General features: G+C 48.5%; 18 protein-coding genes. 4 read left to right on the top strand and 14 right to left on the bottom strand.

Annotated features, from left to right (window positions below; all coding sequences use genetic code 11):
• Positions 1 to 93 precede the first annotated feature (93 nt).
• From IEW48_RS04735 to IEW48_RS04720, 4 genes are all read left to right on the top strand, one after another.
• Entirely contained in the window at positions 94 to 633 is a 540-nt protein-coding gene (locus IEW48_RS04735) for a 4Fe-4S dicluster domain-containing protein (protein ID WP_229703946.1), read from the top strand.
• Between the two features lie 15 nt (positions 634 to 648).
• The gene (gene nrfD, locus IEW48_RS17390; RefSeq protein WP_188622795.1) at positions 649 to 1,107 is read left to right on the top strand and encodes an NrfD/PsrC family molybdoenzyme membrane anchor subunit; all 459 of its coding nucleotides are present in this window, start codon (positions 649 to 651) and stop codon (positions 1,105 to 1,107) included.
• 2 nt (positions 1,108 to 1,109) lie between these two features.
• Entirely contained in the window at positions 1,110 to 1,436 is a 327-nt protein-coding gene (gene nrfD / locus IEW48_RS17385) for an NrfD/PsrC family molybdoenzyme membrane anchor subunit (RefSeq protein ID WP_188622794.1), read from the top strand.
• Positions 1,437 to 1,748: 312 nt separating this feature from the next.
• Entirely contained in the window at positions 1,749 to 2,690 is a 942-nt protein-coding gene (locus IEW48_RS04720; protein WP_188622793.1) for a Na/Pi symporter, read from the top strand.
• Positions 2,691 to 2,729: 39 nt separating this feature from the next.
• Here the strand turns inward: IEW48_RS04720 and deoC are convergent, their stop codons facing one another.
• The 14 genes from deoC to gpr form a co-directional block, all read right to left on the bottom strand.
• Entirely contained in the window at positions 2,730 to 3,410 is a 681-nt protein-coding gene (deoC, locus tag IEW48_RS04715) for a deoxyribose-phosphate aldolase (RefSeq protein ID WP_188622792.1), read from the bottom strand.
• A gap of 96 nt (positions 3,411 to 3,506) precedes the next feature.
• Positions 3,507 to 3,947 (bottom strand): NUDIX hydrolase, encoded by a 441-nt coding sequence (locus IEW48_RS04710; protein ID WP_188622791.1) that lies wholly within the window; start codon positions 3,945 to 3,947, stop codon positions 3,507 to 3,509.
• 115 nt (positions 3,948 to 4,062) lie between these two features.
• Positions 4,063 to 5,397: a tRNA (N(6)-L-threonylcarbamoyladenosine(37)-C(2))-methylthiotransferase MtaB gene (mtaB, locus tag IEW48_RS04705; RefSeq protein WP_188622790.1), complete on the bottom strand. Its 1,335-nt coding sequence runs from the start codon at positions 5,395 to 5,397 to the stop codon at positions 4,063 to 4,065.
• A 4-nt stretch (positions 5,398 to 5,401) separates the two neighbouring features.
• Entirely contained in the window at positions 5,402 to 6,157 is a 756-nt protein-coding gene (locus IEW48_RS04700) for a 16S rRNA (uracil(1498)-N(3))-methyltransferase (protein WP_188622789.1), read from the bottom strand.
• Positions 6,158 to 6,233: 76 nt separating this feature from the next.
• A complete protein-coding gene (gene prmA / locus IEW48_RS04695; RefSeq protein WP_188622788.1) occupies positions 6,234 to 7,187 on the bottom strand; it encodes a 50S ribosomal protein L11 methyltransferase in 954 nt (317 codons plus the stop codon).
• A gap of 101 nt (positions 7,188 to 7,288) precedes the next feature.
• Positions 7,289 to 8,425: a molecular chaperone DnaJ gene (gene dnaJ, locus IEW48_RS04690; protein ID WP_188622787.1), complete on the bottom strand. Its 1,137-nt coding sequence runs from the start codon at positions 8,423 to 8,425 to the stop codon at positions 7,289 to 7,291.
• A 130-nt stretch (positions 8,426 to 8,555) separates the two neighbouring features.
• Positions 8,556 to 10,403, bottom strand: a complete 1,848-nt coding sequence (dnaK, locus tag IEW48_RS04685; RefSeq protein ID WP_188622786.1) for a molecular chaperone DnaK — start codon at positions 10,401 to 10,403, stop codon at positions 8,556 to 8,558.
• A 94-nt stretch (positions 10,404 to 10,497) separates the two neighbouring features.
• Positions 10,498 to 11,223 (bottom strand): nucleotide exchange factor GrpE, encoded by a 726-nt coding sequence (gene grpE, locus IEW48_RS04680; protein ID WP_188622785.1) that lies wholly within the window; start codon positions 11,221 to 11,223, stop codon positions 10,498 to 10,500.
• Between the two features lie 99 nt (positions 11,224 to 11,322).
• Positions 11,323 to 12,363 (bottom strand): heat-inducible transcriptional repressor HrcA, encoded by a 1,041-nt coding sequence (gene hrcA, locus IEW48_RS04675; RefSeq protein WP_188622784.1) that lies wholly within the window; start codon positions 12,361 to 12,363, stop codon positions 11,323 to 11,325.
• Between the two features lie 145 nt (positions 12,364 to 12,508).
• The gene (gene hemW / locus IEW48_RS04670) at positions 12,509 to 13,642 is read right to left on the bottom strand and encodes a radical SAM family heme chaperone HemW (RefSeq protein ID WP_188622783.1); all 1,134 of its coding nucleotides are present in this window, start codon (positions 13,640 to 13,642) and stop codon (positions 12,509 to 12,511) included.
• A gap of 8 nt (positions 13,643 to 13,650) precedes the next feature.
• On the bottom strand, positions 13,651 to 15,486 hold the full coding sequence (gene lepA / locus IEW48_RS04665; protein ID WP_188622782.1) for a translation elongation factor 4: 1,836 nt from the start codon (positions 15,484 to 15,486) through the stop codon (positions 13,651 to 13,653).
• A 238-nt stretch (positions 15,487 to 15,724) separates the two neighbouring features.
• The gene (locus IEW48_RS04660; RefSeq protein WP_188622781.1) at positions 15,725 to 16,150 is read right to left on the bottom strand and encodes a DUF3679 domain-containing protein; all 426 of its coding nucleotides are present in this window, start codon (positions 16,148 to 16,150) and stop codon (positions 15,725 to 15,727) included.
• Positions 16,151 to 16,259: 109 nt separating this feature from the next.
• Entirely contained in the window at positions 16,260 to 17,468 is a 1,209-nt protein-coding gene (locus IEW48_RS04655) for a stage II sporulation protein P (RefSeq protein WP_188622780.1), read from the bottom strand.
• Positions 17,469 to 17,584: 116 nt separating this feature from the next.
• Positions 17,585 to 18,739, bottom strand: a complete 1,155-nt coding sequence (gene gpr, locus IEW48_RS04650) for a GPR endopeptidase (RefSeq protein ID WP_188622779.1) — start codon at positions 18,737 to 18,739, stop codon at positions 17,585 to 17,587.
• Positions 18,740 to 18,923 lie beyond the last annotated feature (184 nt).

Below are 18,923 nucleotides of genomic sequence, written 5' to 3'. Positions count from 1 at the left end.
TTTTAAATTTATAGAAGATTTTTCAGAAGACCGTTCTGAAGCGACTGGCTGTTTCTAAGTGATTCCTGCAAACATTGCCAGCAAGCAAGGTGTATGGAAGTTTGTCCAACCAACGCCATCATCCGCACGGAATATGATACGGTATACATCGATCCCAACGTTTGTATTGGCTGTAAATACTGCGTTTCCGGCTGCCCATTTGGCGTTATCGATATCGGTCTGTTTACAGGTACAGCTGAAAAATGCACCTTATGTTACGACAGATTGCAGGTGGGGCAGCAGCCGGCTTGTGCCCAGGCCTGCCCCACAGACTGCATTGAATTTGGCGATGTGGATGAATTGATGGCTAAAGCCAAAGAAAGAGAAAAACAGCTGCAAGCCAATGGTGAATCCAGAGCCCAAATATATGGCGATTCCGATATCCTGGGGGGATTGAACGTTTTCTATCTGCTATTGGATAAGCCTGAAAAATATGGTTTACCGGCTAATCCTCAACTGCCCCAGAAAAACATGCTCGGCGGTTACTGGAGCAGTATACTGAGCTTTATCGGTATTGGCCTGGTGTCTCTCCTCTCTTTCCGCACACGCGGACAACGCAAACAACAAGAAGAGACGCAAGACATCAATCTGTAAAAGGGGGTTATCAGGATGCCCTACATTTATGAAATTACCCAAATAAAGAGCCCCCATTTCCCTTGGCAAGTTGTCGCCTATCTCTTTGTCAACGGAATCGCTGCCGGTTCCTTTCTCGTTGCTGCCCTGTTGCAGGCTTTTGGAGGGAAAACAGGCCGCAATGGCCTGCATAAGGCTTATTACATCACTTTCCTTTTTCTACCATTATGCGGTCTGTTCCTGATCGGCAAATTACAGATTAAGACACGTTTCATCAACGTGTTGTGGAATTCCAGAGATAGCATGCTGATGTTGAACACCAACTCCCCCATGTCCATGGGAGCCTGGGTGTTAACAGTTTTCAGCCTGTTTGCTGTCATCAGCGTGATCTATGCGATCAATAAAGACGGTTTGCTCCACTGGAGATGGTTTAAAAAACTTGGTGCGCTGGCCGGCTATCTTCATGAGGGGGCCTGGCAGCAAAAATTTATCTGACTGTGGGCAGTGCTTTAGCCGCCTGGTTTGGCTCCTATCTTGGCATACTGGTGACCACCACCCATGTCCCGGCTTGGAATGCAACACCCTTCATTCCAATGTTATGGCTTGTATCTGCACTGGTAGTTGGCGCCTCAGCCATTATTCTGGTCTTGATATTCTCCAAGCCTAAGGAGTATGAGGCCCTTATCCAAGGTTTGAACCGTATCGTCATTTCGGCATTGATTCTCAACTTCGCAGCCATTATGATCTTTGTGCTAAGCTTGGGCGACTGGTCCCACACCGTTAATAGTGGCCATTATGCCTGGTTGTTGTGGGGGGGTTCGTGATCTTGGGACTCCTTCTGCCCCTGCTCATGAAATTAAAACCCGGTCTGTTAGGAAGCAGATCAAGTTTAATCCTGTCCAGTTTTCTGGTTATTCTGGGCAGCTTGGCATTTTCTAACCACGGACTCAATTTCGCCGTCGCCTGGCGGTCAATATCTTAACCCACTTTAAAGTATGAATATTGGATACATTAAGCCTTCTATTTTTATTATAGCGTTAACAGTAATAAATTCTAGGTTGAAATTCTACTATCCTAAGCCAGTCATGCCTATCCTCCCCTCTTCATATGCATGTACTGAGGGGAGGACAAACGGAATGGTGATGAAAGATCTGGTCATACCATTGGCTGCGGGACTGGCCATTTTTTTATTTGGCATGCAAGTGATGCGCATTGGTTTTGAGCATCTTTTTTTAGAAAAAGCCAAAAAGATACTGGGTACCCTGACACGCACCCCTGTGACAGGCTTGGTGAGCGGAACTGTTGCCACTGCCATTTTGCAAAGCTCAAGTGCCGTGTTGTTGCTGGTGATAGGTTTAACCCACGCCCGGATAATGACTTTCCGGCAAACCATCGGTGTGATCCTGGGTGCTAATATTGGCACAGTGGTAACCACAGAGCTGTTAGCTATCAGTGTGCACCAACTGGGCGTTTATTTTTTTATTCTTGGTGCCGTGCTCTTTTTGTGTCCCCGGACAGCCTTGCGCGCTTCAGGGATGGTGACCGGAGGCTTTGGTTTGCTTTTTTTAGGCATGGAAACGATGCAGGGCATTGCTCCCTTTTTAGAGTCCTTAAGCTGGATGGAGAATGCCTCCCAATGGGGGCAAAAAGGGATATTAAGCGGTATTGGGTTTGGCCTGCTGCTCACCGCTGTCATTCAAAGCTCCACGGCAACAACAGCGATTGCCATGAATTTAACCTATGAACAGCTGATCTCCCTGCCGCTGGCCATTGCCATCGTGCTGGGGAGCAATATTGGCACCTGCGTTACCGCCCTCTTGGGAAGCATGGCCACCAATTTGGCCGGGCGGCAAGTGGCCGTGGCCCATGTCCTCTTAAATGTCCTGGGAGTATTCCTGTTCATTCCCTTTATTCCCTTGCTGACTGTTATTGTTGAGCAATTGACCAGCAACCCCATGCTGCAGGTGGCCCATGCCCAAACCATTTTTAATGTATTGTGTTCGCTGTTGGCCTTGCCTTTTACGAAGGCATTTGAACGCATGGTGCTTTTCGTGACGCGAGGATCAGCTCAGGCTTAAAAAATCGTCCTGCAAATATGAGCGCATCCTGTTTCCTGCTTAATACTGGCTCTCGCCTGATGCCTTGGCTCCGGTGACAATGGCCACTCCGGCACTCGCACCAAGACGGGTGGCACCCGCTTTGATCATGGCTATGGCTGTTGCATAGTCACGAATGCCTCCGGAGGCTTTCACCCCTAAGGTGTCTCCGACCGTCTTTTTCATGAGCTCTACATCTGCAACGGTGGCACCCCCGCCAAGAAAGCCGGTCGAAGTTTTGACGAAGTCGGCGCCGGCCCGTTTGCTAAGCTGACAGGCGATGATTTTTTCTTCATCCGTTAACAAAGCGGTTTCAATAATCACCTTCACCACAGCCTTGCCTTGGGTTGCCTTCACCACAGCTTTAATATCTTCTTCTACCGCATGATGCTGGCCGGACTTTAAAGTCCCAATATTGATGACCATGTCCACTTCTTGAGCCCCGTCGGCAAGGGCTTGTTCCGTTTCGGCCGCTTTGATCGTCGAAGTGTTGGCCCCGAGAGGAAAACCGACAACAGTACACACTTTGACAGGGGTATCTTTAAGTTGTTGAGCACATCTTTTCACCCAGGTCGGGTTGACGCAGACAGAGGCAAATTGGTATTGACGGGCCTCTTCACACAGCTTGTCTATCTCTTGCTGAGTAGCGTCTGGCTTTAGCAAGGTATGGTCAATATAAGCAGCCAATTGATCCATCTGCATCAATGTTTCCTCCAATTTTACAAAGTAAAGTTTGTTTTCAATAAAAAACTGGTGTGTATGATTTTGACAGAGAAAAGGGAGGTTGTCATGGCAGAGTCACTTCTCAGCTGAGTTAAGAAAGGATTGCAAGTATGTATAGGCTTGTTTGAACACTTCATCATTATTATCATATCCATTTTCCTGCTGTGCTTGCCAAGCGCTGTGCAAATCCAACCAAAACACTTTGTTGATTTCTTCCAGCTGCGGCTCCACTTCACCGCTTGTGGCCTTAACCAAATAGTACATGACTTCTTTCTCAATGTGGCCGCGCTTAGGATCCGTATAGGTGTAATACACTTTGGTCAAAGGCTGGATAATTTCTCCCTTAATCCCTGTCTCTTCCTCAATCTCCCTTAACGCTGTTTGCTCTAATGTTTCGCCTGCTTCTTGTTTCCCCTTAGGGATTGTAAGCTGGTGATAACGGTCTTCAATTAACAACACTTTTATTTTGGATCCTTCCTGTTTAAACACCACGCCTCCAGCAGAAATTTCCTTCATGATTCGACTCAGCTCCTCTGTTTAAAAATCAACACAAAAAAATAAGAGAAGAGGGGCCGTTGCCGTTATGGCTAGCAACGGCCCTGAGGCCCTGACTGTGAATCTTCATAACCTGTCAAGCCGTATTGACACGTTGCTCTGTGGATGGGGTGATCATTGAACCGAGATTGTAGGGATAACCGGCCCGGTCAATCTGCACCTTGACCAATTGGCCCATCAGGCTGTCATCGCCTTTGAACACCACTCTGAGATAATTGTCTGTGTAACCGACCAGAAGATCCGGATTTTGCTCATAATGCTGTTCAGGAATCACTCCCAGAATCTGACCTTCAAATTGTGACGCATATTCCTTGGATAACTGTACAGACAGGGCAATCAAACGCTGAACCCGTTCCTGCTTCACATCCGGATCCACCTGGTCTTTCATGCGGGCTGCTGGAGTGCCTGTTCGTGGTGAATAAGGAAAGACATGCAACTCGGCAAAGCGTAAGTCACGAATAAAGTGGTAAGTGTTCATAAACTGCTCTTCCGTTTCCCCTGGAAAACCGACAATCACGTCACTGGTCAGGGCAAAGTTGGGCAAAGCCTGGCGCACTTCTTCAATTTTTGCTTTAAATTCAGCCGTCGTGTATTTGCGCCGCATCCGCTTCAGCACTGTATCGTCACCGGCTTGCAACGGAATGTGTAAGTGGCGGCAGATTTTAGACGAACGTTGCAATACATTGATCACGTCATCTGTAATTTGACTTGCTTCAATGGAACTGATACGCAAGCGTTCCAATCCTTCGATTTGTTCCAGATCCCACAGCAACTGGGCAAAACTGTAATCTTCCAGGTCTTCACCATACCCTGCCGTGTGGATGCCGGTTAAAACGATTTCTTTGTAACCGGACGCCACCAGTTTACGGGCCTGATTGAGCACATTTTCTGGCTTGCGGGAACGCAACAAACCGCGGGCCCAGGGAATAATGCAGAAAGTACAGAAGTTGTTGCATCCCTCTTGAATTTTCAGATAAGCACGGGTCCGCTCACTGAACGTGGGCACATCCAGCTCTTCAAACGTGCGTGTTTTCATAATATTGCCCACCGCATTAATCGGCTCCCGCTCCCGGCGGTATTGTTCAATGTAATCAATGATTTTAGATCGGCCTTGGGTGCCGATGACAATATCTACGCCCTCGATGGCCATAACCTCTTTAGGCGATGTTTGGGCATAGCAGCCGGTCACGCAAATCACAGCGTCAGGATTTCTGCGAATCGCCCTGCGAATGACTTGCCGGGATTTTCTATCCCCGGTGTTGGTCACGGTGCAGGTGTTAATGACATAGACATCGGCCACTTGTTCAAAATCAACCTTTTCATAGCCGGCTTCTTTAAAGATTTGCCAAATCGCTTCCGTTTCGTAGTAGTTCACTTTGCATCCCAGCGTATGAAAAGCGACTGTTGCCATCTTTTCAACCTCCCATCTGTTCGAAATAAAAAGAGATTGCCGCTAACACGTACTGTGAGGCGGTTTCTGTGCGCAATATCCGCCGGCCTAGGGAAATCGGCGTAAACCCGTGCTGTTTTAGAAAGTGGATCTCCTCCCTGGAAAAGCCACCTTCAGGCCCAATGGCCACAGCGAGATGTTGTTTTTCCTCCAGTCCCTTCAGGGCTTGTACAAAGGCAGACGGACATGAGGAAAGCTTGGTGCTTTGTTCTTCGTCAGCCACCAGCTTGGTGTCTGCTTCAAGCTGGGCCAGCTCATCTATCGTGACAATCGGACTGAGCTCAGGCAACCATTGCCTGTGGGTCTGCTCAGCCGCTTCTTTAATAATTTTTTGCCACCGTTGCCTTTTCTTTTTTTCTTTTTGCTGGTCATATTTCACAATGGTCCGTTCAGAAACAAAGGGCACAAAGCGGACAGCACCCAGTTCAGTCCCTTTTTGCAAGACCCATTCCATTTTGTCTCCCTTGGGCAACCCTTGTGCAATCGTCACCTGAACAGGGAGCTCCCGCTGTTCATCCAATTCCTGCACAATATGACAACGGACCACATCTGTATCAAAGTGAGTCAGTTCTGCCACTACGGAGCGCCCGCGTCCATCGCAGCAGATCACCCGTTCACCCAGTGACATGCGCATCACACGCTGTATATGATAGGCATCTTGCCCGGTAATGACACACTGGTTCGGTGTGAAGTGATCAGGTGGCAAAAAGTAACGCTGCATATCCCTTTACTCCTTGTTTAACTCGTTAAAATGGCCGCAAGGCAAATGGACCGGGTACGGGCAAGCTGATACTATCTTACTCTTTTTTGGCGATCATCGCTACCCAGTCTTCCATGAAAACTGTTTCCACAATGGTAAATCCATGGGAAACCAGCGCCTCTTGCACCGCTTCTTTCTTTTGAAAGATAATCCCGGATGTAATGAAGTAGCCGCCATGCCGGAGCAGCGCATAGGCTTCTTTCACAAAGCGCAGGATCACTTCAGCCAAGATATTGGCCACAATGACATCTGCCTCTTGGTTAATGTGATCGAGCAAGTTGTTTTGTTTCACTTGCACCTGGTTGGCTACGCCGTTCAACTTCACATTTTCGCGGGTTACTTTAACGGCCAATTCATCAATATCCAGCGCTAGCACTTGGCCTGCCCCCAGCTTGACTGCCGCAATGCTAAGCACACCGGAGCCGCAGCCCACATCAATCACCCTATCCCCTTGGCGTACATATTTTTCCAAGGCCCTAATGCACAGGATTGTGGTAGGATGCGTGCCGGTGCCAAAAGCCATTCCCGGATCCAGTTCAATGACTTGCTCCTCTTCTGTTTGCGGCTGATAATCTTCCCAAGTGGGGGTAATGGTAATTTTGTCCGAGATGCGCGCAGGCTTGTAGTATTTTTTCCAAGCATGGGCCCAATCTTCTTCATACACTTCGGTCATGGTCACTGTTCCCCGGCCCAAATTAATATCATGCAGAAGCAGATTATTTAAAGCCGTCTTAATTTCCTCAATCGTTTCTCCCAAAAAGCTGTTCATGGGAAAATAGGCTTTTAAGATTACCCCTTCTTTGGGATAGTCTTCAGGATTCAGTTCAACCAAGTACTGTTCAGCTTCGGCTTGCTTTTGCCAGGCCAACCGTTTTAAGTCCTCCGCATCTTCAATGACAACGCCGCTTGCGCCCGCTTCATGCAAGATGTTGGCCACCGCTTCAATCGCTTCTTGAGTGGTGTGTACACTCACTTCCGCCCATTTCGTCATTCTTCAATCATCCATCCTTTTCTCCCATTCTTCCTGACAACAACCCCACTGCCCTATCAATGTTCTAGAAGTCTCAGACCACATTCCCGTTATGCTAGACGTTATTCACCGCGAAACGCCTTTTTGATCCGTTTAAAGAAGGATTCGGTCTGTTCTTCCGGAATTTGATCACCACTGATCGCTGCAAACTCTCTGAGCAATTCTTTCTGGCGCTCAGTAAGTTTGGTGGGAGTGACCACCTTCACTTTCACATGCTGATCCCCTTCCCTTCTGTTCCGGTTGGCTGGCACCCCTTTGCCTCTGAGGCGGAAATAGGTGCCGCTTTGGGTGCCGGGGGGAATCTTTAACTTAACCCGGCCGGTCAGCGTGGGCACTTCAATTTCATCCCCCAAGGCAGCCTGAACAAAGGTGATGGGCATTTCACAGTAGATGTCCTGGCCGTCCCGTTCAAAAAACTCATGTTTTCTTACGCGTAACAAGATATACAGATCACCAGGAGGCCCGCCGTTTTCCCCGGGTTCACCTTGGCCAGCCACCCGGACCTGCGTGCCGTGATCCACTCCAGGGGGAATATGAACGGGAATAGTTTTCTGTCTTCTCACTCGGCCGGTGCCCCGACAGGTGGGACATTTGTGGCGAATGATGGTGCCTTTGCCTTGACAACTCATACATACACGGCGGTTGACAATGCGTCCAAAAGGTGTGTTTTGCACCTGTTCCTGCTGTCCGGTTCCACGGCAAACAGGACAAGTTTCCGGCTGAGTACCTGGTTTGGCCCCTGAACCATGGCATGTATCACACGTTTCTTCTTTCGGAATGCGAATCTCCTTTTTCGTGCCAAAAACCGCTTCCGTAAAATCAATGGTCATGGTATATTCCAGGTCGGCTCCCCTTTTTGGGGCATTGGGGTTGCGACGGCTGCCTCCGCCAAAAAACATGTCAAAAATATCTTCAAAGCCACCAAAATCATGGCTGCCGAAACCACCGAAGCCCCCTGTTCCTTGCTGGGCCCCCTGTCCCACACCAGCATGGCCGAATTGGTCGTATTGGGCCCGTTTTTGGGGATCACTCAGAACATCATATGCTTCCTTCACTTCCTTAAATTTCTGTTCAGCGTCTGGAGATTTGTTGACATCCGGATGGTATTGGCGCGCCAGCTTGCGGTATGCTTTTTTGATCTCTTCCGGACTGGCATTCCGGCTGACACCAAGCACCTCGTAGTAGTCCCGTTTACTCATCCTTTATGCACACTCCCGACTTTTATCCATAAGATTTATCTTAACATGTTGAGCAAAAAAGTCAAAGCCTGTAAGCGGCTTTGACTTTTTTGTTAGGATTCGGCTGCAGTTGTCCTAGACGGTGCTTATACTAGTTATTTTTCTTCTGGTCATTGACATCTTCGTACTCGGCATCGACCACATTATCCCGCTTGGTCTTGTCCTCACCCTGCTGCTGGGTGCCGGCTGCGCCTTGTGCTTGCTGTTGCTGGGCTTGCTGATATAACTTGACCGAGAGCTGCTGCACCACTTCCTGCAACTCGTCCTTCGCCTTTTTGATCTCCTCTATATCGTCCCCTTCCAGGGCTTTTTTCAGCTTGTCTTTCGCAGCGTTGGCTTTATCCACTTCGGCTTGATCCACTTTGTCGCCCAGTTCTTTCAAGGTTTTTTCCACAGTGTGCAAGAGGGAATCTGCCGCATTGCGGGTCTCAGCAGCTTCCCGTTTCTTTCTGTCTGCTTCCGCGTTCTCTTCCGCCTCTTTGATCATGCGCTGAATTTCTTCCTCGGACAAACCGCTGGAGGATTTAATGGTGATTTTTTGTTCTTTACCCGTACCCAGATCCTTGGCTGATACATTCACAATTCCGTTGGCATCAATATCGAAAGTCACTTCAATTTGCGGTACCCCTCTAGGCGCTGGCGGGATGTCGGTCAGCTGGAAACGACCCAAAGTTTTATTGTCAGCGGCCATTTCCCGCTCGCCTTGCAGGACATGGATCTCAACAGATGTTTGATTATCCGCCGCTGTGGTGAAAATCTGAGATTTGCTGGTCGGAATGGTAGTATTGCGTTCAATCAGCTTGGTGAAAACTCCGCCCATGGTTTCAATCCCTAATGACAAGGGGGTTACGTCGAGCAGGACAACATCTTTGACATCACCAGTTAACACACCAGCTTGCACGGCAGCACCCATGGCTACCACTTCGTCAGGGTTAATCCCTTTATGGGGCTCTTTACCAATCAGTTTCTTAATCGCTTCTTGGACGGCAGGGATGCGGGTGGATCCTCCGACCAGCACCACCTTGTCAATATCGCTGGGCTCAAGGCCGGCATCTTTCAGTGCTTGGCGGGTGGGTCCCAGCGTGCGCTCCACCAGATGCTCGGAAAGCTCTTCAAACTTGGCTCTGGTTAAAGTTTCTTCCAGGTGCTTCGGTCCGGTAGCATCTGCGGTAATAAAGGGCAGGGAGATCGTCGTGGAGGTGACACCGGACAAATCCTTTTTGGCTTTTTCCGCAGCATCTTTCAAGCGCTGCAGGGCCATTTTATCCTGGCTGAGATCGATGCCCGTATCCTTTTTAAATTTATCGATCAGGTAATCAATAATCACCTGGTCAAAATCATCCCCACCAAGGTGGTTATCCCCGCTGGTCGCCTTAACCTCAAAGAAACCGTCCCCCAGCTCCAAAATAGAAACGTCAAACGTTCCTCCGCCAAGGTCGTAAACCAGGATGGTCTGGTCTTGTGCTTTGTCTAAGCCGTAAGCAAGCGCAGCAGCCGTCGGCTCATTGACAATGCGCAGCACCTCTAAACCGGCGATACGACCAGCATCTTTCGTGGCCTGGCGCTGGGCATCGTTGAAGTAGGCGGGAACAGTAATGACTGCTTTTTCTACTTTTTCGCCCAGATAAGCCTCAGCATCTGCTTTCAATTTTTGCAGAATCATGGCAGAAATCTCTTGTGGCGTGTATTCTTTGTCGTCAATTTTGACCTTGTAGTCAGTGCCCATGTGCCGTTTGATGGAAATCACGGTTTTTTCCGGGTTGGTAATGGCCTGCCGTTTGGCCACTTCACCGACCAAACGCTCTCCATTTTTAAAGGCCACCACAGACGGGGTGGTTCGCCCGCCCTCTGCATTGGGGATAACAACGGGCTCGCCCCCTTCCATGACAGCCACACAAGAGTTGGTTGTTCCCAAATCTATACCGATCACTTTGCTCATGTTTCCTTCCTCCTTTGGCGTATCTGTGTGAATTGGATAGTTTGGTGTGAAGACTATCTATTTAAACCCTACGATCGTTGGGAAGCATGTTGCGCTATTGGCTCACTTTCACCATGGCAGGACGGATCACTTTGCCTTTTAACATATACCCCTTTTGCAACTCTTCCACAACGATACCTGATTCGTGTTCTTCACTTTCCACCTGCATGACGGCTTCATGAAAGTGGGGGTCAAAGGGTTTTCCTACGGCCTCAATCTCTTCCAGTCCCTGTTTGGTCAACACTTGCTGCACCTGTTTGAAAACCATTTCTACACCTTTCATCAGGGACTCTGCATCCTTCGTGGACTGGCCGGCAGCCAAAGCCCGTTCGAAATTATCCAGCACGGGAAGCAGCTGCTCAATCACTGGCAAAGCAGCGTACTTTTGCAGCTCTTCTTTTTCTTTGCGTGTCCGTTTGCGGAAGTTATCGAAATCGGCTTGAGCACGCAAATAGCGTTGGTAATATTCGTCTGCTTTTTGAAGCGCCTCTTCTAGTTGAGCTTGAAGCTCTTCAACGGAAGGCTGTTTTTGAGCGGCAAGCTTTTCCTCCACGCTCTGAGCGTTCTCTTGTTCATTTTCGTTTCCGTTATCTTCTGAGCCGGTCTGTTCTGTTGACCGTCCGCTTTCCTGCGCTGACCCGTTGGATTCAGGCTGGTTATTGGTTGTTTCCTGTGCACCATTTACCTCTTCTTCCGGTTTGGACTGGTCTTTTACTTCTGTTTCTTTCACTTCCGTTTGATCCTTTTGCCCGCTTTGCGTGGTGTTTTTCTCACCGGTCACGCCGGACACCTCCTATTTTATATGTTTACCCAGCAGAGGGGCTAAAGACACAGCTTTAGCCCCTGAGCTTCCCATTTCTGTTTTTATTTTTTGTTGCCGTTAAGTGCCCTTTTCATACAAACGGTCGAGGTAATAGCTCAAATCCTGGGTTAAATAACGCAAGATAGAGACCGCTTTTTTATACTCCATACGCATTGGTCCCAAAATATTGAGAGAGCCCACCGGCCTGCCGCCTATGGAGTACGAAGCTGTGATAATGCTGCAGTCTGCAAAGGCCTCATCCAGGTTTTCCTGCCCAATCAATACTTGAACGCCCGTTTTCGTCTTCGTGGAAGCCAAGATACCCTGAATGCGGTCGTGCTGTTCGAGGAGTTCAAACAACCCCCTTACTTTTTCCACATCCCGAAATTCAGGCTGGGAAAAGATGTTTGTGGTGCCTGTCATGAAGACACGGTCTTCTCTGTCGCTGAGCAAGGCTTGCTCCAGTATCTTCATGACGGCTTGGTATTGGGAAATATGCTTTTTCAGCTCTTGGGCAATTTCAGAATAGAGACGTTCCCTAAACTGGTAAAGGGGTACCCCTCTCAGTTTATGATTAAGCAGGTTGACCAGTTTCTCCATTTCAGACACGGGGATCTCTTCTGGCACAGACAGGGCGCGGTGCTCCACATGGGCGGTATTCGTCACAATAATAGCCACGACTGTTCCTTCAGAAATGGGAACAAGCTGAATATGTTTTAACTTGGCGTCAAAAAACTCAGGCCCCAACACAATAGCCATATAATTGGTCAGCTTGGACAAAACAGACGCTGTTTGTTGGATCACTTGTTCAAATTCCATGAACCTTTCTGTATACAATCGGCGAATTTTCTGAATCACATCCACAGATAACTGTTCAGGTTCCATGAGATGATCCACGTAGAACCGGTACCCTTTATGGGAAGGAATACGGCCTGCAGACGTATGTGGCTGGGTCAAATAACCCATTTCCTCCAAGTCGGCCATTTCATTTCGGACCGTAGCAGGCGAAAAGTTAATCCCTTCACGCTTGGCAATGGTGCGTGAACCCACCGGTTCTGCCGAGCGGACATAATCATCCACTACAAGACGGAGAATTAATTTTTGACGCTCTGTTAACATGATGCCTCACCACCTGTTAGCACTCTTTTTACACGAGTGCTAAAACTACTAAAAACATACCAAACAGCTGCCTAAATGTCAATGCACTTACTCTTATTTATGACATGTTCATCTCGTGCTTATTTACGAGATGTTCATCTCGTTTTCATATAAAGGAGGCAAACACTTCATTGCCTAAAAAAAGGCCTTTTTCCGTTAACCAATATCGTTCTCCATCGGTGGTGATGAGCCCTTTGTCTTGTAGTTCTTTCAGTTGGGTTCCAAACTGCTGCTCAAGCTTAATCCCGAAGCGCTCCAGAAAGGTTTGCCTGGCCACCCCTTCACGGGTGCGCAAGCCCATGATCATCATCTCTTCCATCGCTTCTTGCTTCGTCACAGGGTGGACTTCCACCCGGGGCAAGGTTTCGGTGGTGACCATGTCAATATATTGCCGAACAGGGCCGGCGTTCACATGACGGATTCCCTGTACGTACCCATGGGCTCCGGCACCAAATCCATAATATTCTTCATTGCGCCAGTAGGTTAAGTTGTGACGGCTTTCGTAACCGTGCCAGGCAAAATTGCTGATTTCATAGTGGACGTAACCTGCTTCTGTCAGGCGCTTGATGAGCAGTTCATACATTTCAGCCTCTTCGTCCTCAGACGGCAAGTGGAGCTTGTTGTGTTTATACATACGGTAAAAAGGGGTGCCTTCTTCAATTTTCAAGCTATAGGCGGAAATGTGCGGAATATTGAGAGCCAATGCTTGCTCCACGTCCGCCATAAACATCTTCACACTTTGACCGGGAAGACCGAACATCAAATCGACAGACAAATTATTAAACCCGAGCTGTTTGGCCAAAACAAGGGACTGATGCACATCTTCACTGGTATGAATCCGGCCCAGCTTTTTGAGCAGCTTGGCGTCAAAGGTTTGGACCCCGAAGGAAAGGCGGTTGACGCCCCCTGTTTTCATCACTCGTAAAAGTTCCTCATCCACAGTGCCCGGATTGGCTTCCACGGTAAATTCAACATTTGAGGCCTGCGGCTGTACATACCGGGCCACAGCCTCCAGGAAAAAGTTCATCTGTTCAGCATTTAAAGCCGTTGGCGTTCCTCCCCCCACGTAAATGGTGCGGATCTCCCGGGCCGGCCAGCGCTCAAAAGTAACCGCCATTTCCTGTTTGAGCGCCTCCAAATACTCCCACACCGGCTGGCCAGCCAGGACATATTTGTTGAAATCACAATAGGGACAAATATGGTGGCAAAAGGGAATGTGGATATATACAGCGTGTGGCATCTTGGTCCTCACTTCTTGTCGTTGCCTTGATCCATTTGCAAGACAGCCATAAAGGCCTCCTGGGGGATTTCCACATTGCCAACGGCTTTCATCCGCTTTTTACCTTCTTTTTGTTTCTCTAACAGCTTCCGTTTGCGGGTCACGTCACCGCCGTAACATTTGGCCAACACGTTTTTGCGCAGAGCACGGATGGTCTCACGGGCAATGATTTTATGACCGATCGCCGCCTGGATAGGGATCTCAAACATTTGCCTGGGAATCAACTCTTTCAGCTTCTCTGCCAGAGCCTTGCCCCGATAATAGGCCTGGTCACGGTGCACGATAACGGATAAGGCATCCACCCGCTCCCCGTTAATCAGGATATCCATTTTCACCAAATCAGACGGTTTATAGCCGCACAATTCATAGTCAAAGGAAGCATACCCTTTGGTGCTGGATTTCAATTGGTCAAAGAAATCATAGACAATTTCAGCCAGCGGCATTTCATACTGGATGTTGACACGCTTCTCATCCATATATTGCATATTCTTAAATATGCCGCGCTTTCTCTGGCACAACTCCATCACAGCCCCCACATAGTCATTGGGCACCATGATGGTTGCTTTCACGTATGGCTCTTCAATGCGGTCAATTTTTTGCCGTTCAGGCATTAAACTGGGGTTGTCAATCCGCACTTCTTCCCCGTTTGTTTTGTAGACCTTGTAAATGACGTTAGGCGCTGTGGTGATCAAGGGAATTTTAAACTCTCGTTCAATGCGCTCCTGAATAATTTCCATATGCAACAATCCAAGAAAACCGCAACGGAACCCGAAGCCCAGTGCTTGAGACGATTCTGGTTCCCACTGCAGTGAGGCATCGTTTAATTGCAATTTTTCCAAGGCATCACGCAAAGCGTTATAATCAGCGGAATCCACCGGGTACATGCCGCAAAAGACCATTGGATTCACTTTGCGGTAACCGGGCAATGGTTCCGTGGCCGGGTTGTCAGCATCCGTAATGGTATCCCCCACACGCGTGTCGCCCACACTTTTAATCGAGGCAGCCATGAAGCCCACGTCGCCCACCGTTAATTCGTCTACCCGGGTTGGGTGGGGACAAAAAGTGCCCACTTCGGTCACTTCAAACACTTTGCCCGTCGCCATCATCTTTACTTTCATACCTGGGCGCAACACGCCGTCTACCACCCGGATATAAGTGATGACCCCCCGGTAAGGATCATATAATGAGTCAAAAATAAGAGCTTTTAGCGGTGCTTCAGGGTCACCAGAGGGCGGGGGCACTTTCTCCACAATTTGTTCCAGGATCTCATCTATCCCGATGCCTTCCTTGGCGGAAGCCAGAACAGCTTCACTGGCATCCAAACCAATAACCTCTTCAATTTCCTGCTTGACCCGTTCCGGCTCAGCGCTGGGCAGATCAATTTTGTTGATCACTGGCAGAATCTCCAGATCATTATCCAAGGCCAGATAAACATTGGCCAAGGTTTGGGCCTCAATACCCTGAGCCGCATCGACGACCAATAGCGCCCCTTCACAAGCAGCAAGGCTGCGGGATACTTCATAGGTGAAGTCCACGTGCCCCGGGGTATCAATCAGATGAAAGATGTATTCTTCACCGTTTTTGGCTGTATAGTTAAGGCGGACCGCATTGAGCTTAATCGTGATGCCCCTCTCGCGCTCCAAGTCCATTTGGTCCAGGTACTGCTCCTTAAGCTCTCGTTCTGTTAACGCTCCCGTTTTCTCCAATATGCGGTCAGCCAGTGTAGATTTGCCGTGGTCGATATGAGCAATGATGGAGAAATTGCGAATTCTTTGCTGCCGTTGTTTGCGCTGTTCGTGGTTCATCAAACGTTCACTCCTACACATTTGCCGATTTAAGAAATCCAATGTTGACAGCAAGTACACTAAATTTGATTATAGCAGATGAGCTGAGCAAAGAAAACGGGTGAAGGAAAGACGAAAAGACCGTTGCACAGACAAAAACGGATCCAAAAATCAACATTTTATTAGTTTACACTTTAACATACCGCCCCTTTCTGGACGCATACAAAACAAAAGCACCTCCGTATTGGAAGGTGCCTTTCTAAAACACTTTAGCCAGCTGCCGGGCAAACCACTCTGCCCCCTTCTGCGACAGGCCGTACACTGCATCACCTAAGGCGGTGCCCAGCTTGCTGTACCGGTTATGATGGTGCAGGGCTTCCCATTTCTCCTGCTTCTCTTCCAAATCCTGAATGGAGAAGTGTTCGCCAACCACGCCCACTTCCACCTCTTCACCATCAATACGCTTAATATACACTTCAGGCTCTTTATCTTCTCCATTCTCTGGCGTTTCAGTTGTTTGCTCTTCCGCCTCTTCTGCCTGCTGTGCTGCTGGTCCGGAAGCAGCCTCTAGTGAGGATGTGCCCAAAATGGACAAAATGCCGTGTTCTGCCTGCTGGATGCCCAACAGGATCCCGAACAGCAACGTGCAGATTAAAAGCAGCACTTTCACCATAAACCGGGCCATCATTGTCCATCCTTTCTGGACTCCGATTTTGTACCATTCTTTGTTAACAAACAAAATAAACGATGCTCTTTTCACCACCGGCGCTGTCAGGTAAAACTGCCAATTAAAACTATTGAGCAGGAACGCCTGCTTTCTCCCAATAAAGATCGGCAATCACTTCAGCCAGTATTTCAGCGGTCCGGTATGATTCTTCCAATGTATTTTCCACACCACCAATTTCTATTAATACATTGTGCTCAGAAATGGATTGATTATACTCTGCATTGCCTCTATTTCGGGCCATAATGCCCCTGGACAGCCCTGGATAACGTTCTTCTAACAGGTGGTTTAACTCTTCGGCAAATCTCACATTCTTTTGATAATCCGGGTTGCGCTTACCTATGACAAAGAACGGCCGGGCATAGGTTTTGCCATCCATTTCAAATGTGGTGCTCTCCCGTGACACAGCATCACGATGCAGGTCAAACATAAAGGTAATATCTTCATTTTCCTGTATGGCCGTTTCTACAATGTGACGGGACTTGGCGTAAGAGTAGTTATATGGCAAGCCTGCCTCACTTAACAACTGGCCAATATCGGTCGTGTCCACCTGGACACCTATGCCCCTTCTTTCCAACTCCTCCCCTAATCTCAATCCAACTTTAGTAATGTTGATTTCAGGATGAAAAGCCTCATCCGGAGTAGAAGCGGAAGGAACATGGGGCATCCATGATTCCCGGTTATGGGTGTGGTAGATAAACACCACTTTCCGTCCTTCCGTACTTAAGGAAGGCTGTTGTGACGGTGCTTCATCCCGTTCCTCTTCTTCCAATGCTGCGGTGATTGCTTCCCGTTCGGCCAGCACCACATCCAAAGGAGGAGATGACTCATAGGAAATATCGGCATAGGTCACACCTTGGCCGGCGACAATCAATTCCCCGTCAAAAAAGGCAAAGCCCGGGATTTCACGCCGGATCAAAGTGCGCGGATCTTCAGGGTTTAACGAGGTGGCCATTTCCACCACAATATTTGAAACCTTGGGCAAATCTACTTGGGCTGATTTATTGTAGGTTTGCAATTGAGGAATTTCCACTGTAAGGGCAGCGATAAACGTATGAACTGACATATGGTTTGTCCACTTTTTTAATGTTTCTGAGGTCAAGTTAAACTGAGCCTGAACGTAGGAAAAAACAGAAGCTAAGGTTAACAACGAAAAGAAACCAATCATCACATACAGGGCCATACGCCTGACCATGTATGACGCGTTCCAGTGCTGGCCCCGGAATGGGCGAATCCTGCGGGGATAAGAACGCCTCTTGTTAAAAAAACGGGGAGACATGTCCATCATCCTTTCATCTGCGGTTCCCCAGCAGCTAGCTTGTCTACTCCAGCATATGAACACCAGCTAAGAAATAGAACCACATGATGAAAGGGGATTGTCTCCCGTGAAAAAGTTTAATGGGTATAAGCTGAAACATTGCTCATATCAATCTTTTCATGTAAGGCGGCACTGATCGCATTGGCCAGCATATTGCCCATATCATCGATAAACTCGTCCACCTCTTTAGGGGTCACAATCAGGTGATGGCCAAGGGGTTTTAAAACCTCGTAAATCAACTGGCGCTTTTCTTGATCTTCCAAGGTGCCCACCAGCCCCAACAGGGCCCGCCGGCCTTCTTCATCAGGAATGGTGCTCGGATCGAAGTCTTCCGGCTTTTGAAAACCAAAGCTCATGCCGCCAGGAACCAAAGCTCGTCTGGCATTGGTGCCTTCTTCCTGATCCCGCATTTCTTTGCCTAGATGGGCCAACAGGAAATCAATGGCATCACTGACAATAGAGGTGGCATCCACTACGGTAGGTACGCCAACAGCAATGACCGGGATGCCTAAAGTCTCCCGGTTCAAACCGACACGCTTGTTCCCCACACCTGATCCGGGATGAATCCCGGTGTCACTAATTTGAATGGTGGTGTTTAAACGCTCAATGGAACGGGCCGCCAAGGCGTCAACGGCAACCACAAAGTCTGGTTTGGTTTCATTGACAACTCCCCGTATAATGTCACTCGTTTCCATCCCGGTCAATCCCATCACACCGGGAGTGAGGGCACTGACCGGCCTGAAGCCTTCTTCCACTTGGTCTGGCTGCAGCTTAAACAGGTGACGGGTCACAATCATATGTTCCACAACAATGGGTCCCAAGGCATCGGGCGTAATGTTCCAGTTCCCCAAACCAACCACCAGACAACTGGCATGAGAAGGAATACCGATCTCGTGCAGAAACTGATAAAACTGATTGGCCATGAGCGTCGTGACTTTATCTTGAAAGTCACTGTCCTTCTGCCTTAAGCGCTTGGCTTCAATGGTTAAATACCGTCCTTTTTGCTTGCCCACTCGCTCGGCTGCCTCTTGTGTATCAATATGGACTTTAATCACTTTAATGTCATCTTCTTCAAATTCGTCAATACGAACCCCGTCAATGGCATCCTTCTTCTCCGCCCTTTCTGCTTGAGCTTGCTTTTCCAAAGCCAGTTGGTGCGCTTCAACAGCTAAATCGGTCCGAATCTGGTAAGGAGAAAGATCCAGATGTTGTTTCTGTTGGTTATCAGTCATGGGGGATCACCTCACAGCACACTGTTATCCTTACTGTATCAACTATTTTGCTTAGTGTGCCGCCGGTCTGCGCACATTATTCCATAAGACCATTGTTTAGATTTAAGGCTGAACTGTTGCAATTGGTATATTTTCAATGTATAATTTTTGATGTTCATTTTGGACGGTTCAACCGCCAGTCAAG

It is taken from the genome of Caldalkalibacillus thermarum (genome assembly GCF_014644735.1).
Taxonomy (GTDB): Bacteria; Bacillota; Bacilli; order Caldalkalibacillales; family Caldalkalibacillaceae; genus Caldalkalibacillus; species Caldalkalibacillus thermarum.
Note: the sequence above shows the minus strand (reverse complement) of the source record. Positions and strands in the feature narration are given on the sequence as shown.

Excerpts from the sequence above, each read along its gene's own strand:
- IEW48_RS04735 (WP_229703946.1), top strand. The coding sequence starts at position 94 with ATGGAAGTTTGTCCAACCAACGCCATCATCCGCACGGAATATGATACG.
- nrfD (WP_188622795.1), top strand. The coding sequence starts at position 649 with ATGCCCTACATTTATGAAATTACCCAAATAAAGAGCCCCCATTTCCCT.
- IEW48_RS04720 (WP_188622793.1), top strand. The coding sequence starts at position 1,749 with ATGGTGATGAAAGATCTGGTCATACCATTGGCTGCGGGACTGGCCATT.
- deoC (WP_188622792.1), bottom strand. The coding sequence starts at position 3,410 with ATGCAGATGGATCAATTGGCTGCTTATATTGACCATACCTTGCTAAAG.
- IEW48_RS04710 (WP_188622791.1), bottom strand. The coding sequence starts at position 3,947 with ATGAAGGAAATTTCTGCTGGAGGCGTGGTGTTTAAACAGGAAGGATCC.
- mtaB (WP_188622790.1), bottom strand. The coding sequence starts at position 5,397 with ATGGCAACAGTCGCTTTTCATACGCTGGGATGCAAAGTGAACTACTAC.
- IEW48_RS04700 (WP_188622789.1), bottom strand. The coding sequence starts at position 6,157 with ATGCAGCGTTACTTTTTGCCACCTGATCACTTCACACCGAACCAGTGT.
- prmA (WP_188622788.1), bottom strand. The coding sequence starts at position 7,187 with ATGACGAAATGGGCGGAAGTGAGTGTACACACCACTCAAGAAGCGATT.
- dnaJ (WP_188622787.1), bottom strand. The coding sequence starts at position 8,425 with ATGAGTAAACGGGACTACTACGAGGTGCTTGGTGTCAGCCGGAATGCC.
- dnaK (WP_188622786.1), bottom strand. The coding sequence starts at position 10,403 with ATGAGCAAAGTGATCGGTATAGATTTGGGAACAACCAACTCTTGTGTG.
- hrcA (WP_188622784.1), bottom strand. The coding sequence starts at position 12,363 with ATGTTAACAGAGCGTCAAAAATTAATTCTCCGTCTTGTAGTGGATGAT.
- hemW (WP_188622783.1), bottom strand. The coding sequence starts at position 13,642 with ATGCCACACGCTGTATATATCCACATTCCCTTTTGCCACCATATTTGT.
- lepA (WP_188622782.1), bottom strand. The coding sequence starts at position 15,486 with ATGAACCACGAACAGCGCAAACAACGGCAGCAAAGAATTCGCAATTTC.
- IEW48_RS04660 (WP_188622781.1), bottom strand. The coding sequence starts at position 16,150 with ATGGCCCGGTTTATGGTGAAAGTGCTGCTTTTAATCTGCACGTTGCTG.
- IEW48_RS04655 (WP_188622780.1), bottom strand. The coding sequence starts at position 17,468 with ATGTCTCCCCGTTTTTTTAACAAGAGGCGTTCTTATCCCCGCAGGATT.
- gpr (WP_188622779.1), bottom strand. The coding sequence starts at position 18,739 with ATGACTGATAACCAACAGAAACAACATCTGGATCTTTCTCCTTACCAG.